This is a genomic window from Bradyrhizobium sp. NC92 (genome assembly GCF_025200865.1).
Taxonomy (GTDB): Bacteria; Pseudomonadota; Alphaproteobacteria; order Rhizobiales; family Xanthobacteraceae; genus Bradyrhizobium.
Genome location: NZ_CP104171.1, coordinates 1,013,266 through 1,034,131 on the forward strand (window position 1 = coordinate 1,013,266; position 20,866 = coordinate 1,034,131).

Annotated in this window: 22 protein-coding genes; 13 read left to right on the plus strand and 9 right to left on the minus strand. The window is 65.8% G+C overall.

The annotated features are described in order from the left end of the window. Window positions 1-117 precede the first annotated feature (117 nt). The 4 genes from N2602_RS04775 (at window position 118) to N2602_RS04790 (ending at window position 3,227) form a co-directional block, all read left to right on the plus strand. On the plus strand, window positions 118-366 hold the full coding sequence (locus tag N2602_RS04775; RefSeq protein ID WP_212254010.1) for a hypothetical protein: 249 nt from the start codon (window positions 118-120) through the stop codon (window positions 364-366). Between the two features lie 190 nt (window positions 367-556). After that, window positions 557-1,219 carry an FABP family protein gene (locus N2602_RS04780; RefSeq protein ID WP_212254011.1) on the plus strand — a complete coding sequence of 221 codons (663 nt, stop codon included), beginning with the start codon at window positions 557-559 and terminating at the stop codon, window positions 1,217-1,219. A gap of 19 nt (window positions 1,220-1,238) precedes the next feature. Then, window positions 1,239-1,946: a RibD family protein gene (locus tag N2602_RS04785; RefSeq protein WP_260381928.1), complete on the plus strand. Its 708-nt coding sequence runs from the start codon at window positions 1,239-1,241 to the stop codon at window positions 1,944-1,946. A 9-nt stretch (window positions 1,947-1,955) separates the two neighbouring features. After that, on the plus strand, window positions 1,956-3,227 hold the full coding sequence (locus tag N2602_RS04790) for an NAD(P)/FAD-dependent oxidoreductase (RefSeq protein WP_260381929.1): 1,272 nt from the start codon (window positions 1,956-1,958) through the stop codon (window positions 3,225-3,227). Between the two features lie 42 nt (window positions 3,228-3,269). Here the strand turns inward: N2602_RS04790 and N2602_RS04795 are convergent, their stop codons facing one another. The 6 genes from N2602_RS04795 to N2602_RS04820 form a co-directional block, all read right to left on the minus strand. Next, window positions 3,270-3,563 (minus strand): hypothetical protein, encoded by a 294-nt coding sequence (locus N2602_RS04795; RefSeq protein ID WP_172785131.1) that lies wholly within the window; start codon window positions 3,561-3,563, stop codon window positions 3,270-3,272. Window positions 3,564-3,901: 338 nt separating this feature from the next. After that, window positions 3,902-4,249: a DUF3088 domain-containing protein gene (locus N2602_RS04800; RefSeq protein WP_260381930.1), complete on the minus strand. Its 348-nt coding sequence runs from the start codon at window positions 4,247-4,249 to the stop codon at window positions 3,902-3,904. A 55-nt stretch (window positions 4,250-4,304) separates the two neighbouring features. Further along, window positions 4,305-4,883: a hypothetical protein gene (locus N2602_RS04805; RefSeq protein WP_172785129.1), complete on the minus strand. Its 579-nt coding sequence runs from the start codon at window positions 4,881-4,883 to the stop codon at window positions 4,305-4,307. A 197-nt stretch (window positions 4,884-5,080) separates the two neighbouring features. Then, window positions 5,081-6,394, minus strand: a complete 1,314-nt coding sequence (locus N2602_RS04810; RefSeq protein ID WP_260381931.1) for a tetratricopeptide repeat protein — start codon at window positions 6,392-6,394, stop codon at window positions 5,081-5,083. A gap of 14 nt (window positions 6,395-6,408) precedes the next feature. Beyond that, window positions 6,409-7,431 (minus strand): aldo/keto reductase, encoded by a 1,023-nt coding sequence (locus N2602_RS04815; RefSeq protein WP_260381932.1) that lies wholly within the window; start codon window positions 7,429-7,431, stop codon window positions 6,409-6,411. Between the two features lie 180 nt (window positions 7,432-7,611). Then, window positions 7,612-8,037: a PaaI family thioesterase gene (locus N2602_RS04820; RefSeq protein WP_212254016.1), complete on the minus strand. Its 426-nt coding sequence runs from the start codon at window positions 8,035-8,037 to the stop codon at window positions 7,612-7,614. Window positions 8,038-8,104: 67 nt separating this feature from the next. Between N2602_RS04820 and N2602_RS04825 the strand changes: the two genes are divergently transcribed. Continuing rightward, complete coding sequence (locus N2602_RS04825) at window positions 8,105-8,734, plus strand: NUDIX hydrolase (RefSeq protein WP_409241911.1); 630 nt, start codon at window positions 8,105-8,107, stop codon at window positions 8,732-8,734. A gap of 56 nt (window positions 8,735-8,790) precedes the next feature. Then, window positions 8,791-10,008 carry a hypothetical protein gene (locus N2602_RS04830; protein ID WP_260381934.1) on the plus strand — a complete coding sequence of 406 codons (1,218 nt, stop codon included), beginning with the start codon at window positions 8,791-8,793 and terminating at the stop codon, window positions 10,006-10,008. A gap of 171 nt (window positions 10,009-10,179) precedes the next feature. Here the strand turns inward: N2602_RS04830 and N2602_RS04835 are convergent, their stop codons facing one another. Further along, window positions 10,180-10,485, minus strand: a complete 306-nt coding sequence (locus tag N2602_RS04835; RefSeq protein WP_172785123.1) for a hypothetical protein — start codon at window positions 10,483-10,485, stop codon at window positions 10,180-10,182. A gap of 193 nt (window positions 10,486-10,678) precedes the next feature. On the opposite strand from N2602_RS04835, the gene N2602_RS04840 reads away from it, so the two are divergent. From N2602_RS04840 to N2602_RS04860, 5 genes are all read left to right on the plus strand, one after another. Continuing rightward, window positions 10,679-11,158 (plus strand): hypothetical protein, encoded by a 480-nt coding sequence (locus tag N2602_RS04840; RefSeq protein ID WP_212254019.1) that lies wholly within the window; start codon window positions 10,679-10,681, stop codon window positions 11,156-11,158. A 316-nt stretch (window positions 11,159-11,474) separates the two neighbouring features. Further along, entirely contained in the window at window positions 11,475-12,422 is a 948-nt protein-coding gene (locus N2602_RS04845; protein ID WP_260381935.1) for a TAXI family TRAP transporter solute-binding subunit, read from the plus strand. Window positions 12,423-12,577: 155 nt separating this feature from the next. Then, window positions 12,578-14,686 carry a TRAP transporter permease gene (locus tag N2602_RS04850; protein ID WP_260381936.1) on the plus strand — a complete coding sequence of 703 codons (2,109 nt, stop codon included), beginning with the start codon at window positions 12,578-12,580 and terminating at the stop codon, window positions 14,684-14,686. Beyond that, entirely contained in the window at window positions 14,647-15,066 is a 420-nt protein-coding gene (locus N2602_RS04855; RefSeq protein ID WP_172785119.1) for a DUF1850 domain-containing protein, read from the plus strand. Before N2602_RS04850 ends, N2602_RS04855 begins: the two co-directional genes overlap by 40 nt. A gap of 11 nt (window positions 15,067-15,077) precedes the next feature. Then, window positions 15,078-15,884, plus strand: a complete 807-nt coding sequence (locus N2602_RS04860; RefSeq protein ID WP_172785118.1) for an SDR family NAD(P)-dependent oxidoreductase — start codon at window positions 15,078-15,080, stop codon at window positions 15,882-15,884. A 60-nt stretch (window positions 15,885-15,944) separates the two neighbouring features. Here N2602_RS04860 and N2602_RS04865 read toward each other — a convergent pair whose 3' ends face one another. Both N2602_RS04865 and N2602_RS04870 read right to left on the minus strand, forming a co-directional pair. After that, entirely contained in the window at window positions 15,945-16,715 is a 771-nt protein-coding gene (locus N2602_RS04865; protein ID WP_212254024.1) for a hypothetical protein, read from the minus strand. Window positions 16,716-16,877: 162 nt separating this feature from the next. Then, window positions 16,878-18,422, minus strand: a complete 1,545-nt coding sequence (locus tag N2602_RS04870; protein WP_260381937.1) for a sodium:proton antiporter — start codon at window positions 18,420-18,422, stop codon at window positions 16,878-16,880. A 139-nt stretch (window positions 18,423-18,561) separates the two neighbouring features. Between N2602_RS04870 and N2602_RS04875 the strand changes: the two genes are divergently transcribed. Together N2602_RS04875 and N2602_RS04880 are read left to right on the plus strand one after the other, a co-directional pair. Then, window positions 18,562-19,320 carry a tetratricopeptide repeat protein gene (locus tag N2602_RS04875; protein WP_260381938.1) on the plus strand — a complete coding sequence of 253 codons (759 nt, stop codon included), beginning with the start codon at window positions 18,562-18,564 and terminating at the stop codon, window positions 19,318-19,320. Window positions 19,321-19,448: 128 nt separating this feature from the next. Further along, a complete protein-coding gene (locus N2602_RS04880; RefSeq protein WP_260381939.1) occupies window positions 19,449-20,834 on the plus strand; it encodes a tetratricopeptide repeat protein in 1,386 nt (461 codons plus the stop codon). Window positions 20,835-20,866: the final 32 nt, after the last annotated feature.

A 20,866-nucleotide genomic window follows, 5' to 3' on the forward strand; every position in this document is an offset into this window, starting at 1 on the left:
CCCAAGAGAGCTGCTCAACTGTTGGTCCGGCGCCTCCGCCGTCCTGGCACTCCACTTGCTCAGTCATGACCCAACCCCAGGCCTCGGCGGAGAGGCCGTTTCAGGTTGAGGCAAGTGATGCAGGAAGTGTCCCGTTCTGGTGCTGCTGATGAACTCCGGCTCGACGCGTTGATCGCCGATTTATGGTGGCGAGTTCGGCTGATTAATACCGACATTCTCGAGGAGGAAGCGCGCGCCGGGGTGTTCGACCCGGTTCAGCCGACCTATCCGCTTCTCGCGCTCAACCTTCGCGCGCGGCGCGACAATCTGGTCGCGACGATCGGCGTGCTCGAGCTGCGCGCGAAATCGGTGTCCGAAGCGGCCTGACGACGGCTCGCGGGCGCGCCGGCAGCTCAACGACCTGGTCAACCTGCGCGCTGCAGCGCCCGAGGCAGGCGCGGGATGCAATACGCATCATCGCATGGCTCGAATGCCTCCGGCGCTTTGCCGGTAACAGTTGAATTCAGACCGCCGCCGGCCCGTGTTATTGCTGGTCTCTGCAACTCCGCGAGGCCTCATGCTCCCCATTCCCGCCGATATCTTCACCGAACCCGAGGACGTCTCGCCCGACGGCCTGGCCAATCTCGGCCCGCTTCGGCGTCTTGCCGGCACCTGGCAGGCGGACAAGGGCATCGACATCAATCCGAAGGCGGAAGGGCCGGAGCGCCGGACCTTCATCGAGCGCATCCGCATGGACCCGATCGATCCGCAGGCCAATGGGCCGCAGCTGCTGTACGGGCTGCGCTATCACATCCACATCAACACGCCCGAGGAAGACATCACCTTCCACGACCAGGTCGGCTACTGGCTGTGGGAGCCGGCGACCGGGCTGATCATGCAGACCCTGGCGATCCCGCGCGGGCAGGTGCTGCTGGCCTCGGGCAAGGCCGGGCCGGATGACAGGGCGATCTCGGTCACCGCCAAGCGCGGCGACACCGCCTACGGGATCTGCTCGACCGATTTTCTGGAGCAGGCCTTCCGCACCGACGCTTATCGCTGCGACATCACTTTCAACGACGACGGCAGCTGGACCTATCTGATCCAGACCGAGTTGTTCGTGCGCGGCGCGCCGTTCAATCACCGCGACACCAACACGCTCCAGCTGGTGGCGCCGCCCAGGCTCAATCCGCTGGCGGCGATCGTGCATGGTCGTGCTGCAGGCGATGGACCCGCGGCCTGAGCGCTGCCCGGAGGATTGCATGAAGCCGTATGTCATCTGCCTGATGCACTCCAGCCTCGACGGCCGCACGCATCCGAGCCGCTGGCGTCCGAAAGGCGCGGGCACGGACTGGTTCGAGAAGATCCATGAAGAGCTCGGTGGTGATGCCTGGGTGATCGGCCGCGTCACCGGATCGGAATTCGCCAAGGGCAAGCCCTATCCCGCGACGAACGCGAAATTCCCACGCGAGAGCTGGTTCGCCCGGCGCGATGCGAAGACCTACGGTGTCGTGCTCGATGCAGAGGGCAAGATCGGCTGGGGGCGCGCGGAGATCGGCGGTGATCCGATCGTCGTCGTGCTGACCGAGAACGTCCCGGATTCGCATCTCGCCGGCCTCCGCGGCGAGGGCGTGTCCTACATCTTTGCCGGCAAATCCGAGATCGACCTCGCCCTGACGCTGGACATTCTCAGCCGCGAGCTCGGCGTGAAGCGTCTGCTGGTCGAGGGTGGTGGCGTCGCCAACGGCGCGTTCCTGCGCGCCGGCCTCATCGACGAATTCAATCTGATCCTCAGCCCCGCGATCGACGGCGCAAAAGGCGCCCCCTTCGTGTTCGATTCGACGGAGGCGGACGGCGACCGGCGCGCGCCGCTCACCGCGATGACGCTGGAGAGCACGCGCGAGCTCGGCGGCGGCGTTCTGCTGCTGCGCTATCTGATCCAGAACGATCCGCAAGCCGCGAGCCGGTAAGGCGCGGCCATGTCCGATCCATTCGAGCACATCGTCATCGTCGGTGCCGGCGCGGCCGGCCTGATGGCGGCGCGCGAGCTGGCGCGTGCCGGCCGCAAGGTGACGATCCTGGAGGCGCGCCAGCGCTGTGGCGGCCGCATTCATCCGCTGCCGGCCGCGGAGTTCGGCTATGCTGCCGATGGCGGCGCCGAGTTCGTTCATGGCGAGGCGCCGGTCACGCGCGCATTGCTGCGCGAGGCCGGCCTGTCGCTTCAGGAGATCGAAGGCGAGCGGTGGAGCTTTGACGGGACGAAGCTCACGCGCGCGGCGCGCGACGATCCCCATGAGGCGGAGCTTCAGGCCGTGCTGGGCGACTTGAAGGACGACCTGACGGTCGCCGACTTCCTGCGCCTGCATTTTGCAGGCGATAACTACGCGCCGATGCGCCATTCGATCGAGCGGATGGTCGAAGGCTATGACGCAGCCGATCCCGAACGCGCCTCCACGCTGGCGCTACGCGCGGAATGGATGGACGGCGGACACGCTCCGCAGGCGCGCATCGCCGGCGGCTACGGTGCGATGATCGAATGGATGGCGGCCGACTGCCGCAGGCACGGCGTCACCATCCGCCTCGGCTGCGTCGCGTCGGCCATTGCGGAGGAGGGCGGCCCGGTGACCGTTCGCTGCGCCGGCGGCGATGTGCAGACCTGCGACCGCGCGATCATCACCGTGCCGCTGCCGCTGCTGCGCGACATCGCGCTGCCGGCCGGCGCGCGGGCCAAGCTTGCGGCTGCCGACGACATCGGCTTCGGCAACGTCATCAAGATCCTGCTGCGCTTCGCGCGGCCATGGTGGCGCGAGCGCAAGGCAGACCTTGCCGACATGACCTTCCTGCTGTCGGATGAGGTGATCCCGGTGTGGTGGACGCGCTACCCGGACCAGCATCCCGTGCTCACGGGCTGGTTCGGCGGACCGCGCACGGCGGAGCTGGAAAGCCTCGACGCGCAAGCCCTGATCGATGCCGGGCTCGGCTCGCTGGCTACCGTCTTCGGCCAGCCGCGCGATCACATCGCGCGCGAGCTGGTGGCGTCTGCTGCGACCAATTGGGCGCATGATCGCTTCGCGCGCGGCGCCTATTCGTGGGCGACGCCGCGCACCCGCGAGGCACAGGCGATCCTCGCGCGTGCCGACGGCTTGGTGCTGTTTTCGGGTGAAGCGCTCTATCGCGGCCGCGACATGGGCACGGTCGAGGCGGCCCTGGCGAGTGGCCTGGAGACGGCGGCCGCGATCCTGCAGAGATAACAAAAGAGGCCCGCATCTCTGCGGGCCTCTCGTCTGTCCCTCTTACCAGCGACCGCCGCCGAAGCTGAACGTCACGCCGGGGCCTCCGCCGTAGTACCCATAGGGGCCACCGCCGTAATAGCTATGGCGCGGGTAGTAGCCGTAGCTTCTGTAATAGGGCCGATAATAGCCGTGATGGTGGTGACCGTGCCAGCGGTAGTGCCTGCGGTGCGCGCTGATGTCGGTGGATTGGCTTTCCTGCGCGGTTTGCTTGGCGCTTACGCTGCCGGCCGCGTTCGCCGATCCGCCGGCCAACGCCGCAGCACCGAGGGCGATCGCGGCAATGAGATATTTCATGTCATCACTCCAGTTGAATGTCGTGTGACAACACATGAGCATCCCGCGCGTTCCGGCCGGTGCGGGCGTCGAAACGACGCAGATATCAGTTCCGATGAACGCTCGTTAACGTTTGTGAACGATCGAAGGGCGCGCGTTCTATCGTCGCATGACGAGGCCTCGCCTGCCGATTGGTGCCCCGGACGCAGCGCAGCGTCTCTTCGACGATGCGCTGCTGAGCCGGGGCCTATTTTCCTGGTGGACCCGCTGCATGGGTCCCGGCTCTGCGCAGCAGCGCAAGGAGCGTTGCAGCGCGTCCGGGACACGAGAGTGGGGCATACAGATTTTCGCACACACTATCACGGATGCGGATCGGGAAAGCCGTGCCGCTCGGAGAGCGCGGCGAGGATCGCGTCCTTGTCTGCGATGAAGGCGCGGCCATGATGGCTGCCGGTCTGGTGCGGCGAAGTCGCCCCAGTCGCGAGCACGAGCAGCGGCAGCGACTGATTCTCCTTGCCGACCAGCGCGATCACCTCTTGCCGCGGCCGTGGCCAGGGGATCCGCTCGACGTCGAGCTTTTCGGCCAGCTGTGGAAACGAGGCCAGCACACCCTCGATCAGCGCGCAGTGCCAGCAATAGAAGCGTTGGCCCGGAAAGGCCGGATCCTCGAAGCCGGGACGCAGCAGAAACAGGCGGTCACGTTTCATGGGTCGCTCCGTGGCGGCATCGCCATCGTACGCGTTGACGCCAGCGGACACGGAGCTATTTGAACGGATCCTGGATCGACGGCGACGATTGACGGATGCGGCGCACGCTGACCGGGGTGCCGTCGGAGACGAACAGGAGCTCGTATTTGCGGCCCTGGCTGTCGGTCGCCGAGCAGGTGACGTCGTTCACCTTCCTGGCGGCGAAGTTGCCGGTCTGGCGGCAGATCCCGGTCGAGGTCTGCTCGGCCGGCACCGGCAGGCCATCGACCTTGGGGCGGTCCTTGGAGTTGAGCAGCACGCGGTCGATTGGGAGTTCATAGGAATTGTCGTCGGCGCGCTTGCCGTTCTCGCCGGAGAACGACACCACATGACTGTCATCGGAGGGATCGTCGACTGCGACCGCGAAATTGACCCGGCCCGTGTCGCCATGGGCATAGGCCACCGTCTTGCAGGGCAAGGTGCGGCCTGCGACCCTGAACGTCTTGCAGTGGCCCGACATCAGCGCCAGGAGATCGATGAAGGCGTTCGGCTGCGCCGGCGGATTGTTGACCGGAATGGGCTTGGAAGTCTCAGCAAAACAAGGACTTGCCGAGACCACGAGCAACGCGGCGAGAACCAATCGGCGAAGGCGCATCGTCGGGCTCACGGGGGCCATGGCGGCGGAACAATTCCGCACCATAACTATCGAATCGCAAATTGGTTGCGATCCCGTTTGTGCTGCGAGTCCCGACTGGAATACCACCGCGTCAACCCCGACGGCGATTCGTTCAAATCGCCCGATCCATCCCAGCGGGCACATGCCATCAGGCCGGTGTTTTTTTCGTGGCGGAGCTAGCCCACCGCCGCCTGCCACCGCTGATCGCGGAAGGAGGGGCGGCGGTGGAGGCGGGCGTCCAGCGCGGCGCGGGCGCGGGGCAGCTCGCCACTGCGCATGAGCGCGACGATATAGGTGTCCTCGATCAGCTCGCGCTGGGCGTGGCTGCCGCCGATGCGCACGACCTCGCCGAGCACCGGCGCGAGCATCTGCACGCAGTTCCGGTAATCCTCATCGGCGAAAGCCGCGAGCGCCCGTAAGACCGCCGGCACCACCGGGCCGGCCGGCAGCTTGCCGTCAGCCAGCCGCTGCTCGATCGCCGCAAGGCGGACGGCGAGCGCTTCGCGATTCTGCATCGCGGCCGCGAACAGCGCCATGTGGACGTCGGCAAAGGACAGGCTCGATTTCGGAAACAGTTTTTGCGCGGCGGCGTCGGCTTCCAGCCACAGCGCCTTCGGCACCGCATGGCCGTACATCGACAGGCGCCACAGCAGCGAGGCACTGTCGGTGATGACGTTGAGCGGCGGCGCCTGCGTGGCAGTGGGCTGAAGCACGTCGGCATAGATCGCGAGCGCCCGCGCCGCATCGCCATGCTCGAGCGCGCCGAGCGCCTGATGCCAACGGATATGGCCGTGGAGGAGTCCGGCGCGGCCGTAAGCCGGGATCCATTCCTCGACCAGGCGATCGGCTTCCTCGATCGATCCATCCTCGAACATCGCATGCAGCACCGCATGCGCGGCATGGGCATTCGCCCGACGCAGATTGAAGCCGCGCTCGGTGACGATGCGTCCCCGCGCGACGTCGCCATTCTCCGTCATCGCCCAGCCGGACATCGTGAGGAACCACCAGTCCTCGCCGTAATGCTGCGCGACCCTCTCGCAGAGCTCGTGCCGGGCGCGGTCGTGATCGGCCATGCCGGAGAAGGCGAACAGGCCGAACGCGCCGAGCGGCAGCGACAGCACCACGGCGTCGCGGGGCCATGCGTCGATGTGCTTCAGCGTCGATGCGATCGCCTCCGGTAGCCGGCCCTCGATCGCGAGCGCCAGCGTCTCGACATGCGAGCGCTCGCGCTCGCTGCCGCGCTTCGCCACGAGCTCACGCGCGCGTGCCGCCTTCTGTCGCGCGAGATCGCCCTGCTGGTAGAAGGCATGCACGCGGCCGCGGGCGATATGGGCCAGCGCGAAATCAGGGTCGGCCGCGATCGCGCGCTCCAGCATCTCCGCCGTGCCGGTCCAGCCCGCGAGCATGAGGTCGACGCCGTCACGATAGGCGCTTGCTGCCTCGTGCGATGAGGTGGAGAGCGGCAAGCCGTAGCGGTCTTCAAGCGTCATCGAGGTCGCCATCCTCACGCCGTCCGCGCGCGGCGGCCTTCGATCGGATAGGCCGGGTCGTTATAGCCCGGCGTCGAGGGATGGCCTGATGTCACCAGGCGGTCGATCAGCGCCTCGTCCTCCGCGGTGAAACGATAGTCGAGCGCGCTTATGTAGCCGTCCCATTGCTCCTCGGTGCGGGGACCGGCGATCACCGACGAGACGAAGGCGGAGTTGAGCACCCAGCCGACCGCGAATTGGCCGGCGGTGATGCCTTTCTTCTCGGCGTGAGCCTTGATCTCCTGGGCGAGCTGGAGCGATTCCGGCCGCCATTCCGTCTGCATCATGCGGGTGTCGTTGCGGCCGGCGCGCGTCTCCTTGTCGGGCGTCGCATCCACCTTGTACTTGCCGGTGAGCACGCCGCGCGCCAGCGGGCTATAGGGCACGATGCCGAGGCCGTAATAGGCGCAGGCCGGAAAATGCTCGACCTCCGGCATGCGGTTCATGGCGTTGTAATAAGGCTGGCTCACCGCGGGCCGGTCGATGCCGAGGCGGTCGCAGATGTTGCAGATCTCGGCGAGGCGCCAGGCGCGGTAGTTGGAGACGCCGAAATAACGCACCTTGCCTGATCGAATCAGGTCACCCATCGCGCGCACGGTCTCCTCCAGCGGCGTGGCATGATCTTCCTTGTGCAGATAGTAGATGTCGATGTGATCGGTGCCGAGCCGCATCAAGCTCTCGTCCGCCGCCTGCAGCACCCAGCGCCGCGACAGCCCGCCGCGATTGGGATCATCGCCCAATTCGCTATTCATGGGGTTTGCGAGCTTTGTGGCAAGCACCCAGGCGCCACGATTGCGCGCGATGGCGCGGCCGACGACCTCCTCCGAGCCGCCTTTCGAATAGGCGTCCGCGGTATCGATGAAATTGATGCCGGCGTCGTGGGCCTTATCGATGATCCGCTTTGACGTGGCTTCGTCGGTCGGCCCGCCGAACATCATGGTGCCCAGGCAAATCGGCGACACTTTCAGGCCGCTGCGGCCGAGCTGACGGTATTGCATGAGCGGGTCCTAGATATGTTATGGGCGCAGCATAGCCGCCGGGTTGCGTCATTGCGAGCGCAGCGAAGCAATCCAGAGATGCCTCCGCGGAGAGGTGCTGGATTGCTTCGTCGCAAGAGCTCCTCGCAATGACGGCGGTGGGTGCGGTGAGCAGCGTTGGCGGCCTTGCTGACCGAACAGCTACCCCGGCGCCTTCAAGATCTTGAACACGCCGTTCGCCATCACGATGCAGCGATCGTCTACCGTCAACTCGGTGCTCATGAAGATCAGGCTGCGGGTCGAGCGCACCACGCGGGGGCGGGAGATCAGGATGTCGCCGATCTGGCCGGCCTCGACGAAATGGGTGTCGAGCTGCACCGTCGCCAAGTACTCCTTGCCGGAGACGTGGCGGGCCGTCATGCCGCAGGTGCGATCGGCGAACGTCATCATCACGCCGCCCTGGACCATGCCGCGGCGGTTGTGGTGCTTGTCTTCGGTCGCGAGCGCGAACTCGTAATGACCGTCGACCTTGCGCTCCCACAAGGGGCCGATCAGGTGCAGGAAGCCCGTGGTCTCCAGGATGCTCCAGCCCTCTGATTTCAGCCTTGCGGCGGCCTTGCTGGTCATGTCGTCGTCTATCCTTGCAACGCGATCTCTCCTCGTTTCATCAGATGCGGTCCTGGTGTAGTCAAGCATCATGAGAGCGTTCGACGATGCCACGAGACGGAATATCGCAGAGGCCTGCGCGGCCTTCGCGCGGCTGCCCGAGATAGCCGCGCCGTCGGCGCTGAAGCGCGCCGCGGTGGTGCTGGCGTTGACTGAATCCGACGACGGTGGCGACACCGCCTTCCTGCTCACCAGGCGCGCCTCGCACCTGCGCGCCCATCGCGGCCAATGGGCGCTGCCCGGCGGACGCTGCGATGCCGGCGAGACGCCGGTCGAGGCCGCGCTGCGCGAGCTCGACGAAGAGCTCGCACTCGAGCTTTCAGCCGATGCGGTGCTCGGCCTGCTCGACGACTATCCGACGCGCTCGGGCTATCTGATCACGCCGGTCGTAGTCTGGGCGGCCGACAGTGCTGCGATCCGCCCGAACCCGGACGAGGTCGCCTCCGTCCATCGCATCGCGCTCGACACGATCGAGCGAGACGGTGCCTTCGACTTCACTGAGATCCCCGAGAGCAGCCGCCGCGTGATTCGCTTCCATCACCAGATGAGCCTGATCCACGCCCCGACCGCGGCGCTGATCTACCAGTTCCGCGAGGTGCTGGCGGGGCGGCACACCCGCGTGACCGACCTGGAACAGCCGATATTTGCCTGGAGGTGACGATGGTAAACGGCGCGTTAACGTGACGGTTACCGGATGCCTGCTAAGAAGGCAGCATGCATCATGCGATTCGAAACAAATTGGCGCTGGTTCCGCTCGCGCTCGTCCTGATCTCGCCCGCGGCGCGCGGCGCCGAGGCCGACGCGCTGCCGCCCGCCGTTCGCAATGCCAACGCCCAGCTGCTGTCGCAGTTTTTCGCGCAAGGCGCGGGGGCCTCGCCCGCGGTGCTCGAATATCGCCGCAAGCTCGCGGAATATCAGGCTGCGCGCGCGGCCTTCGATGCCGAGGCCGGCGCTTACTGGAGCCAGATCTCCGAGAAGCGGAAGACGCGGAACGCCAAGCGGCGCAGCGGGCAGCAGATCACGCTCGATGATTACGTTCTGGAGCATCCGCCGCTCTATACCGGGCCGAAGAAGCCGGTGAACCCGGAGCCGGAGGAAACCCCGGACCGGCCGCCCAAGAAGCCCATCCCCGTGGTCGCCGATCTGCTGCGCGCGGCGCAGGAGCACTACCAGTTCACGCCGCAGCGCCCCTCCAGCGAGCTCGAGTTCAAGCGCGCCTATGCGCGCTACGCGCTGGCCTCCGGGTTGACGCGCGAGCAGGCGGTGCGGGTCTATTCGTTCGAGACCGGCGGCACCGGCAGTTACGACGTGCAGGCGGGCATCGAGCATGGCGGCAAGCGCGCGATCTCGACCGCGATGGGCTACAACCAGCTGCTCACCACCAACAGCGTCGAGCTGCTCGCCGAGCAGGGCCATGAATTCATTCGCGCGCTGTCCGAGAAGGTGGCGCGGAGCTCGGGGCCGGCCCGCCAGGCGCTCGAGCACAAGCTCGCCGTGCTCAAGAAGATGGTGGCGCATGCGAAGTCGGTGCCCGACACCTGGTCGGAGCACGAGAAGATCGGCAACACGACGCAGGGCTGGGCCATGCATGCCATGGTGCTGGACATCGACATCGGCCCGATGCTGCAGACCCACAAGCTGCTGACATCCGTGCTGTTCGCCCGCGCCAAGGGCTTCACCCGCCCGCTGTCGGCGGCCGAGCTCGAGATGATGAACCTCACCGGCGACGGCACCGGCCTCGACATGGTGACGATGCCGCAGGCGATGCGCGAGCAGGTGCCGACCTCGAATTTCTTCCAGCGTGGCGGCTACGAGCGCAACCCGGTCGCGATCCGCCACAACACGGTGGCGAAGCTGCTGGCCGTGACGGACGAGCGCATGGACTTCAACAGCAGCAAAGCCGGCGCAAGGGAGCTGGCAGGGGCGTTTTAGGAGCGCCTTCTTCACCTCTCCCCGCTTGCGGGGAGAGGTCGGATTGCATCGTCAGATGCAATCCGGGTGAGGGGGTACAGGTCCCTCGACAATCTCATGCGTGGAGAGAGGCCCCTCACCCCAACCCTCTCCCCGTAAGAACGGGGCGAGGGAGCGCACCGACCGCGACTTCTACTGATCCGGCCCGAACTTGAACTTGCCGTCACCCTCCAGATACGGGCCGCTGCGCATGTAGAGCTGGCCGTTGTGGCCGAGGAAGAACAGCGTGCCCCTGGGCACCTTCTTGGCGCCCTTCAAGAGCTCGCCGGCATTGCTGGTACCCATTTTATAGGAATAGGTCTTGCCGTCCTTGTCATAGGCGTAGCCGGTGTCGGGCTTGAGCTCCCAGGGCATCGCTGCGGTTTGCGCCAATGCGGGCCCAGCCAATGCGCCGAGCGCGGCTGCGATTGCAAATGTCTTGATTGAAAATGCCGTCATCCCATCCTCCCAAGGTCGGGACATTCCAGGCTTGAACAAATCACGAACGATGCGTCCCGGTCAATTTGCGAAAGCGCCGCAGCGCATCACGTCTTGCCCAGCAGTTTGTGATTTTCCCTTCGTCCCCTCGCGACTATGTTCCGCTTTCCGTCTAGAACGCAACTCGACAAAAATATTGGTGGGGGTGATTCGAATGAACCTTGTCGTTAAAGCCTGCTCGGCTGCCGCGGTGCTGCTTACCGCGCTGGCGCCGGCCGCCCAAGCCGATGACTACCAGCTCAGCCACAACCAGCGGATTTCGTGCAGCCGCGGCCTTGCCCCGGGCAAGCTGAACACGGCGACCTGCAAGTCCTACACCTATCTCTTCAACACCAAGACGTCGGAATATTTCCGCTGCCAGGTCTCCCTGGCGCTGACCCGCGACAACAAGGAAGTCATCAACGTCCAGACCGACGGCGGCTGCACCAAGAAGCCGCGCATTTTCGAGACCGACGGCAAGTATGATTTCGACGCCACCGAGACCGAGCCGCCGAACACCAATTCGTTCTTCGGCCCCGGCGGCTATTCGGTCTGGGCGGCCGACGTCGGCGCGCAGAAGGTGCGCGGCTGCATCATCATCTCCTCCGGTCTCGGCTCCGACATCTCCAAATGCCTGGACATGACGTTCCAGTAGCATTCTGCTGAGGGTGTGCTCGACCATCGCCTCGTAGAATGTGCATTCCCTCCCCGCTTGCGGGGGAGGGCTGGGGAGAGGGTGTCTCCGCAATGGGACCCTCCCCTAGAGGAGATAGCCCTCACCCGGGCCTTCGGCGCGACCTCTCCCGCAAGCGAAGCGGGAGAGCTGAAGTGCGCCACCTCACCGCACCGTCGGGTTCCAAAGAAATCAGCGGGAACGGCCCTTTGCCGCAGTCCTGTTTTGCCTTTTGGATGGGTTGACCCGCATCCCTCATCCGGCCAATTTCGCCGCCGGTTTGGGGAGAACAACAACCATGAAACGGACCATTTTCGGCGCGGCCGCGGCTCTTACTCTGGCGGCGTCGGCACCTTGCGCGCAGGCGCAATCCTTCGTCAACGTGCTGACCGGCGGCACCTCGGGCGTCTATTACCCGCTCGGGGTCGCGATCGGAAAGATCTACGGCGACAAGATTCCCAAGGTGAAGACGCAGGTGCAGGCCACCAAGGCGTCGGTCGAGAACCTGATCCTGCTGCAGCAGGGCCGCGGCGAGTTGGCGTTCACGCTGGGCGATTCGCTGAAGGCCGCCTGGGACGGCGAGGAGGAAGCGGGCTTCAAGACCAAGCTCGACAAGCTGCGCACGATCGGCGCGATCTATCCGAACTACATCCAGATCGTCGCGACCGCTGAATCCGGCATCAAGACGCTGGCCGACCTCAAGGGCAAGAGCCTGTCGGTCGGCGCGCCGAAGTCGGGCACCGAGCTGAACTCGCGCGCGATCCTGGCCGCTGCCGGCATGAGCTACAAGGATCTCGGCAAGGTCGAATATCTGCCCTTTGCCGAATCGGTCGATCTCATGAAGAACCGGCAGCTCAACGCCACGCTGCAATCGGCCGGGCTCGGCGTCGCCTCGCTGAAAGACCTCTCGACCTCGAGCCCGATCACCGTGGTGTCGGTGCCGAAGGAGACGGTCGACAAGATCGGCCCGCCCTTCGTCTCCGCGATCATTCCGGCCAACACCTATACCGGCCAGGACAAGGACGTGCCGACCGCGGCCGTGATCAATTATCTCGTCACGAGTTCCGCGGTGTCGGACGATCTCGCCTATCAAATGACAAAACTGATCTACGAGTCCCTGCCGGAATTGCAGAATGCGCATGCGGCCGGCAAGGAGATCAAGCTCGAGACGGCAGCCACCGGCAGCCCGGTTCCGCTGCACCCTGGCGCGATCCGCTATTACAAGGAAAAGGGGCTGATCAAGTAGGATCGGCTCTCTCCGTATCGTCATGCCCGGGCTGTCCCGGGCATCCACGTTCTTAGAGGCAGCGTAACCGTGGATGGCCGGGACAAGCCCGGCCATGACGTGTGCGGGGACGGGCCTTTGCTATAACGACCTCCATCAGGGCGCGGGGAATATCGATGTCGCAGGCAGAGGCCACCGAGGGCCCTATCAAGGTCGAGTTCGACAATTTCGAGCACGGTTTTCCGGAAGGGTTCGGCCCGGGCTGGTGGGGCCAGCTCGCCTACTGGATCGGCATCGCGTTCGCGACCTTCCAGCTCTATGTCGCCGCGTTCAACTATCTGCCGAGCCAGGTGGTACGCGGCGTCCATGTCGGCTTCCTGCTCCTGCTCACCTTCGGCCTGATCGCCAACTTCACTGCGAAGAGCGATTTCGGCCGTGCGCTCGGCTGGGTGATCGGCGGCGCCGGCTTCTTCTGCGGTCTCTACCAATGGATCTTCTATGCCGACCTGATCGCGCGCGACGGCGATCCGACCAGGCTCGATCTCGCCGTCGGCACGCTGCTCGCGGTGCTGATCTTCGAGGGCACGAGGCGACTGATGGGCGCGGCGCTGCCGCTGATGTGCGGCGCGTGTCTCCTCTATTGGTTTTTCGGGCAGTACCTGCCGTCGCCGCTGAACCATCGCGGCTATGATTTCGACCAGATCGTCACGCATCTGTCGTTCGGCACCGAAGGCTTCTACGGCGTGCCGGTCTACGTCTCGGCGACCTACATCTTCCTGTTCATCCTGTTCGGCTCGTTCCTGGAGCGCGCCGGCATGATCCAGCTGTTCACCGATGTCTCGCTCGGCCTGTTCGGCCGCACCCGCGGCGGACCTGCCAAGGTCGCGGTGTTCGCCTCGGGCATGATGGGCACCATCTCCGGCTCGGGCGTCGCCAACGTCGTCACCGTCGGCCAGTTCACGATCCCCTTGATGATCAAGTTCGGCTACCGCCGCGCCTTCGCCGCCGGCGTCGAGGCTACGGCCTCGATGGGTGGACAGATCATGCCGCCGGTGATGGGTGCGGTTGCCTTCATCATGGCCGAGACGCTCGGCGTGCAATATTCGGAGATCGTGAAAGCGGCCGCTATCCCTGCGATCCTCTATTTCGCCTCCGCGTTCTGGATGGTGCATCTGGAAGCCGGCAAGCACGGCCTCGTCGGCATGAAGCGTTCGGAGATCCCGAGCGCCTGGAAGGCGCTGGTGACGCGCTGGTACCTCGTGCTGCCGCTCGCGGCGCTGGTCTACATGCTGTTCGAGGGTTTTACGCCGCTCTACGCCGGCAGCATGGGCCTTGCGCTGACCGTGACGCTGATCCTCGGCACCGCCATCACGACGGGCGCCTCCTCGAACGTGATCCGCACCATCTTCTGGGTCGGGCTCGCGCTCGTCGTCGCGGCACTGTCGCGCGACGGCCTCCAGATCGTGCCGGTCGCTACCGTCGTGGTCGGGCTGATCGTGATCACGGCCTTCGTGCGCGGCGGCTTTGCGGCGTTGCGCGCCTGCCGCGATGCGCTCGCCGAGAGCGCGAAATCCGCCATCACCGTCGGCATGGCCTGCGCCATCGTCGGCGTCATCATCGGCATGATGTCGCAGACCGGCGTCGGCACCATCTTCGGCGGCTGGGTGATCGGTCTCGGCGAGAAGAGCCTGTTCCTGGCGCTGGTCATGACCATGCTGCTGTCGATCCTGCTCGGTACCGGCATCCCGACCATCCCGACCTACATCATCACCGCGGCGCTTGCAGCGCCTGCGCTGGCCAAGCTCGGCGTGCCCTTGATCGCGAGCCACATGTTCGCATTCTACTACGGCATCATGGCCGACCTCTCGCCGCCGGTGGCGCTCGCCGCGCTTGCGGCCGCGCCGATCGCCAAGGAGAACCCGGACAAGATCGGCTGGGAGGCGATGCGCATCGCGCTCGCCGGCTACGTCATTCCCTTCATCTTCGTCTATTCGCCGGCCTTGATGCTGCAGGCCGGCGATCCCATGGCGGCCAAGCTCGGCTTCTACGGCGCGGTGGCGCTGGCGAGCTTGAAGGCGCTGGTGGCGATCGGCCTGTTCGGCATGGTCGCGATCGGCTTCCTGTTCAAGCGGCTGACGCTGATCGAGCGCGTGGTCGCGCTCGGCGGCGCACTCTGTCTGCTCGGCGAATTCCCGTTCAGCGACACCGCCGGCTTCGTGCTCGCCGCCGCGCTCGTGCTGTGGCAATGGCGGCAGCGTCCGCCGGCAACGGTCGAGGCGGTGTGAGTCTCTGTCTTGCGACAGTTGGCGGCGTGAAGGCGCTCGCCCTGTCCGCGTTCACGCTTGTCTGGACGCATTCGATCGCGAAGGTCGAATGGCAGGAAGACTGGCGCCTCACGCCCGCCGGCCTCGAACTGGTGCAGGCCCGCGTCAAGGGCACCGGCCCCGGCATGGAGCCGCCGCCCGAGGCGCGGCTGGTCGATGGCTGGTTTCAATGGCGACCGCACCGGGCGCCGATGCCGGAGGTGGTGCTCGGCAATTCCGGCGCGGCCGGGGAATGGCGACTGTGCCATGGCGGGAAGTGCCGGACGTTGTCGGAGATTGTCGGGCATCCCGTTGGTGCTAACGTGACCAAAATGAGCATCTGCGAACAACAAGAGAAATAAGGGAGATCACGATGGATCGGCTCAAGGGCAAGGTTGCGATGGTGGTGGGGGCCGGCTCGATCGGACCCGGCTGGGGCAACGGCAAGGCGACAGCGGTGACCTTTGCGCGCGAGGGCGCGCAGGTGTTTTGCGTCGATCGCAATGCTGCCGCGGCCGAGGAGACCGCGAAGATCATCACGGGCGAAGGCGGCAAGGCGACGGCATTCACGGCCGACGTGTCGCGCGCCAGTGAGATCGAGGCGATGGTCGCGGCGTGCCTGAAGGCCTATGGCCGCATCGACGTGCTCGACAACAATGTCGGCATCGCCGAGATGGGCAGCGTGGTCGAGGTGAGCGAGGACAGCTGGGACCGCGTCTTCAGCGTCAACCTCAAGAGCGCCTATCTCGCCATGAAGCACGTCATCCCGATCATGGTGAAGCAGGGCGGCGGCTCGATCATCAACATCTCCTCGATCGCCTCGATCCGCCACATGGGCATCTCCTACGTTACCTACGGCACCTCGAAAGCGGCGATGAACCAGATGACGCGCACCACGGCGATCGAGTTCGCGCGTCATCATGTGCGCGTCAACGCGATCCTGCCCGGCCTGATGAAGACGCCGATGGTCGAGCACTCCGCCGGCCTCGCCGCCAGCTACGCCAAGGGCGATGTCGAAGCGATGTGGCGCGCGCGCGACGCGCAGGTGCCGATGGGCCACATGGGCGATGCATGGGACGTCGCCAACGCCGCGCTGTTTTTGGCGTCGGACGAGTCGAAATACGTGACGGGCATCGAGCTCGTGGTCGACGGCGGGATCACGTGCAAGGCGGGGGCGTAGCTTTCAGTCTTCGTCGCCGTCCCGGATTGGCGCTCCACTTGTCCGGGACGACGCCGAGAGCTACTGCGCCAGCGCCAGGATGCCGCCGGCGAACGAATGCCACGCCGCCGTTTCGCTGACCGGCCAGTTCAGCACCTTCACCGCCAAAAGCGCGAGCGTGCCGGTGATGTAGACCGGATGCACGCGCCCTTCGGTGCGCCAGTCGCGCACCATGGCGACGACGAGCAGAAGGGAGGCGACGACAGCCGGCGCGATCGTCACGGGCACCGGCGGCGGGCCGGGCGGTCCGGGAGGCGCGAGGAAGGTCAGGAACCAGCGCGCGATCGCGGCGTCGAGGATCGAGACCGCCGCGAGCAGCATCAGGCGCTTGTGAACCTCGGGCCTGCGCGTATTCATGATCGCCAACACGAACACCACGGCGAAGAACGCGATTCCGCTCATCGGCACGATCGAGAAGGCGATGCCGGCGTCCTTCTGCCCGAGCGCGGCGGAATGCTGCATCACGTGGACCGAGGCGAGGAAACCGAAAATCGTCATCGCGGTCGCGAGCGACACGCCGGCAATGCCGAGCGAGCGGTGGTTGACCACGCGGCCGGAGGCCGCGAGCCAGGTCTGGAGCACGAAATACAGCGACCAGGTGAAGAACAAGAGTCCATGAAAATGAATCACCGGGCTTGCGGAGAATGTCCGGTGAGCAAGCGGCACCCAATAGGTCGGTGCGAAGCCGAGAAAGGCGGTGGCGGCGCAGGCCAGCGCCATGTGGAAATAAAAGTATCGTGCGGGCGACGCATCACGCGCGCGTACACGACGATCGTCGATCAAGGTCGTCATCAGGAGTGAGTCTGGGAAAGCGGGGTCCGGTTCAAACTCCGGGACGCTGTGTGTGACGAGGCGCACGTTGCTGAACGCACCAAACTCGCCGTCGCCCCGGATCTGCGCGCCCCTAGGGCTCGCTCGTCCGGGACGACCCCGAGTTTGTGTCGCGGAGCTGCCTCATCCGCCCGCGCTCAATTCTGCGCGATCGAGCTCCTCCTCGAGCCGGTGAAACGCATCGTCGCCGATCACCTCGGTGGCGCGCAGATCGAAGATCGCCTTGCGCGCGGCCTCGATGGCGCGGCGGCGGAGGGGATCGGCGGGAAGTTCGCCGTTGCTGATGCCGCCGTTCGGATCGGTCTCGGTCTGCATCAGGATGGCGCGATATTCGAGCCGCAGGATTTCCGCCTCCTCCGACGGATCGCTCTCGATCGCATCGAGCGCGGCGCGATAGGCGACCGCGCGGCCGCGGGCGACCTCGATACCGACGGGATCGTCGTCCTTGAGGTTGAAAGCGAGGATCAGCGGCCGCAGCGTCAGGCCCTGGATCACCAGCGAGCCCAGCACCACCGCAAAGGCGATGAAGACAATGAAGTCGCGATAGGGAAAGTTTTCCGGCAGGGCAAAGGCGGTGGCGAGCGTGACGAGACCGCGCATGCCGCACCAGGAGATGATGAGCCCGCCCTTGGGCGAGGCCATCTGCTTCGGATCTTTAGGGCGATAGAGTCCCTGCGCGATCAGCACCCGGAGACTTGTGCGATAGAACGTCACCCAGAACAGGCGCACCAGGATCACCGTGAGCAGGATCCAGGCGGCGGCCACGCAATATTCCCAGCGCACGTCCGCGTCCAGCCGCGTCCAGATCGGCCGCATCTGCATGCCGATCAGCATGAAGGCGAGCACGTTGAGCACGAACACGGTCGTGTCCCACACGGCATAGGACGGCACCCGCAGCCGCGCCGGGATGCGTGCCGGCGCGGTCCGTGCGACCGTGATGGCATAGACCACGATCGTGAGGATGCCGGAGAGGCCGAGATGCTCGGCGGCGATCCACACCAGGAAAGTGGTGGCGAACTGCACGATGATGGCGCTCGGCGCCTCCGTCACCCGCTCCATGAACAGCGGAATGATGCGGCCTGCGGCCAGACCCGCGATGACGCTGCCAACCAGCGCCAGCGCCATGGTCGGCGCGACCTGGCTCCAGGTCAGATGCTCTGTGGCGACCGCGCCGACGGCGATGCGATAGATCAGCAGCGCGCTGGCGTCGTTGAGCAGGCTTTCGCCTTCCAGCACTTTGACCATGCGATGGGGCAGCTTGACCTGGCTCAGGATCGCGACCGCAGCGGCCGCATCCGGCGGCGCCACGATGGCGCCGAGCGCGACCGCGGCGGCCCAGGGCATGTCGGGCATCAGCCGGTGCGCGACATAGGCGACGCCCGCCGTGGTCAAGCCGACCGCGGCGACGACCAGAGTCGAGACCGGAACCCAGTTGTTGCGAAGGTCGCGCAACGACGTGTCGAAAGCGGCATCGAGCAGGACCGGTGCGACAAAAAGCGCCAAGGCCAAGTCCGGCTCCAGCGCCCAGGACGGGCTCGAGGGCACAAAGGCGATCAGCGCGCCGCCGATGGCGAGAAAGGTCGGGTAGGGCACCTTGATCCGCCGCGCCAGCGCCGATAAGCCAACGGCGCCGAGCAGCAGCGCGATGATCCATTCGAATGTCGACACGATGATCCCCGAAGCCGATCTGAGCGTGCCACAAGCTAGCACCAATCTTGCCGTATGATGGATAGTACGGCTTCAAGGCAAGACCTCTTCAAGACAACATCTTAAGAGGATGGACGGCAAGGTTTCGACCGCAACGAGCATGCGTTTTCTCATCCACCTGTTCGGCGCCGGGCTGCTCTACGCGCTCTCGCTCGCCCCGGCCGATGCCGCGACCGGCGGCGAGCCGGTGGCCGTGACGCCGGTCGATGTCGCGCCCTGCCTCGCGGCGGCCGCAGCCGACGACATGGACAAGGCGGCCACGGCCTGCGACGCCGTGATCGACAACGAGAAGACGGTGAAGGGCGACCTGATCAAGGCGCTGATCGCGCGCGGCGCGCTCTATGCGCGGCACGACCAGATCGACCGCGCCATCGCCGACGACAGCCGCGCTCTTCTGCTCGACCCCGGCCTTGCGGACATCTTGAACGCGCGTGGCGAGCTCTGGCTGAAGAAGGGCGACAAGCCGAAGGCGGTGCAGGATTTCGGCGCAGCGCTCAGGATCGATCCGAACCACGAGAAGGCCAAGGCCAATCACAAGGCGATGGCGCGCGAGATCGAGCGGATCGGCGCGCAGATGGCGGTCGCGGGCAAGCCCAGCTTCAATTGCGCGCGAGCGCGTCTGGCGGTGGAAAGGGCGATCTGCGGCAATCGCGAGCTCGCCGATCTCGATCGCGAGGTCTTTGCCTCCAATGCCCGTGCGATCCGTGAAGCGCGCAATGCGGCCGAGGCCAAAGCGCTCCAACGTGAGCAGGACGCGTTCATCGCGCGCCGCAACGCCGATTTCGGCCGCCCGGGGTACGACCTGAAGAAGGCGATGCAGGAGCGCTTGCAGCGGCTGAACGGGGTGGATGGGTATTGAGTCCTTCGCCTCTCCCCGCGTGCGGGGCGAGGGAGAGCAGGCACTGGCCGTCCTGCCAGGCCCGGTTTGAACCCATCCCTTGCCAGCTGCGACAACGGTGAGAACCCGACGTCACGGAGCCCTATGTCATGTGCGGCACTCACGCCTCCGCGCAAGCGCTTTCGCCTGCCAAGATCTCGCTTCGCGCCCTATTCCTCGGCGCGGCAATCAGTTTCGCTCTCGCGGCCCCCGCCGCGGCGAGCACCGAGTGCGTGCTGGGGAGCAAGGCTGACCCGGCCGAGCTGATCCCGGCATGCAGCGCCATCATCGACCAGACCGCCAATCCGGCCGCCGAACGCAGCGCGGCGCTCGTTGCGCGCGCCGACGCCAATGCACGGACCTCCGGCGGCCAGTCCCAGGCGCTGCGGGATCTGGACCGCGCCATCGCGCTCGACGGCAAGAACGCGAAGGCCTGGCGCGTGCGCGGCGACCTCCTGCGCGAGGCCGGCGGCGATCTCAACCGCGCCGCGGCGGATCTGACCAAGGCGATCGAGCTCGACCCTCGGGATGCCGAAGCTTACGAGCTGCGCGGCGTCGTCTACACCAATCAGCGCCGGCTCGACCGCGCGCTCGCCGATTACGACCAGGCGATCAAGCTGAAGCCGGACGATGCGCAAGCCTGGTCCGACCGCGGCGTGGCCTATTATCTCGGCGGCGACAACGAGAAGGCGATCAGGAATTTCGACGAGGCGCTGCGGCTCGATCCAAACCGCGCGCGCACCTACACCAATCGCGGCGCGGCCTACAAGAAGCTCGGCCAGCTCGACAAGGCGGTCGCCGACGACGGCGAGGCGATCAGGCTCGATCCGAAGGTGCCGGAATATTACGACAACCGCGGCCTGACTTATGCTGCGATGGGCGAGTACGACAAGGCGATCGCCGATTACGACCAGGCGATACGACGGGAGCAGCGCGCCAATTTCCTGACCAACCGCGGCGATTCCTACCAGTTCAAGGGCGAGCTCGGGGCGGCGCTGAGCGACTACGAGGCTGCGCTCAAGCTCGATCCGAATTTCGCGAAGACCTACAACAACCGCGCCGTGCTCTACAAGAAGATGGGCGAGCGGAAGAAGGCGCTGGCCGACTATGAGACGGCGCTGAAGCTGGACCCGGGCAACGAGAATGCGGCGAACGGCCGCCGGGTCATGATCGCCGAGATCGCGAAGTTCGGCGCCGAGTCCCCGCGTGCCCTGAATGCGGAGGCGGGCAACGGCCCGTCCTTCAATTGCGCCACTGCCAAGCGCGAGGTCGAGAAGGTGATCTGCGCCGATGCTCAGCTCGGCGTGCTCGATCGCCAGATTGCCGAGACCTATGAACGCGTGCTGAGGGCCTCCAAGGGACGTTCCGCCAGCGACCTGCGCAAGACCCAGCGCGAGTTCCTCACCACGCGCAATGCAAGCTTCCGCCGCCCCGGCTACGATTTGAAGAAGATCATGCAGGACCGCTTGCAGCGGCTGAACGCGATGGAGAGCTGAAAGCCCGTTCTTCGCCCTTGCCCTGCAAGAAC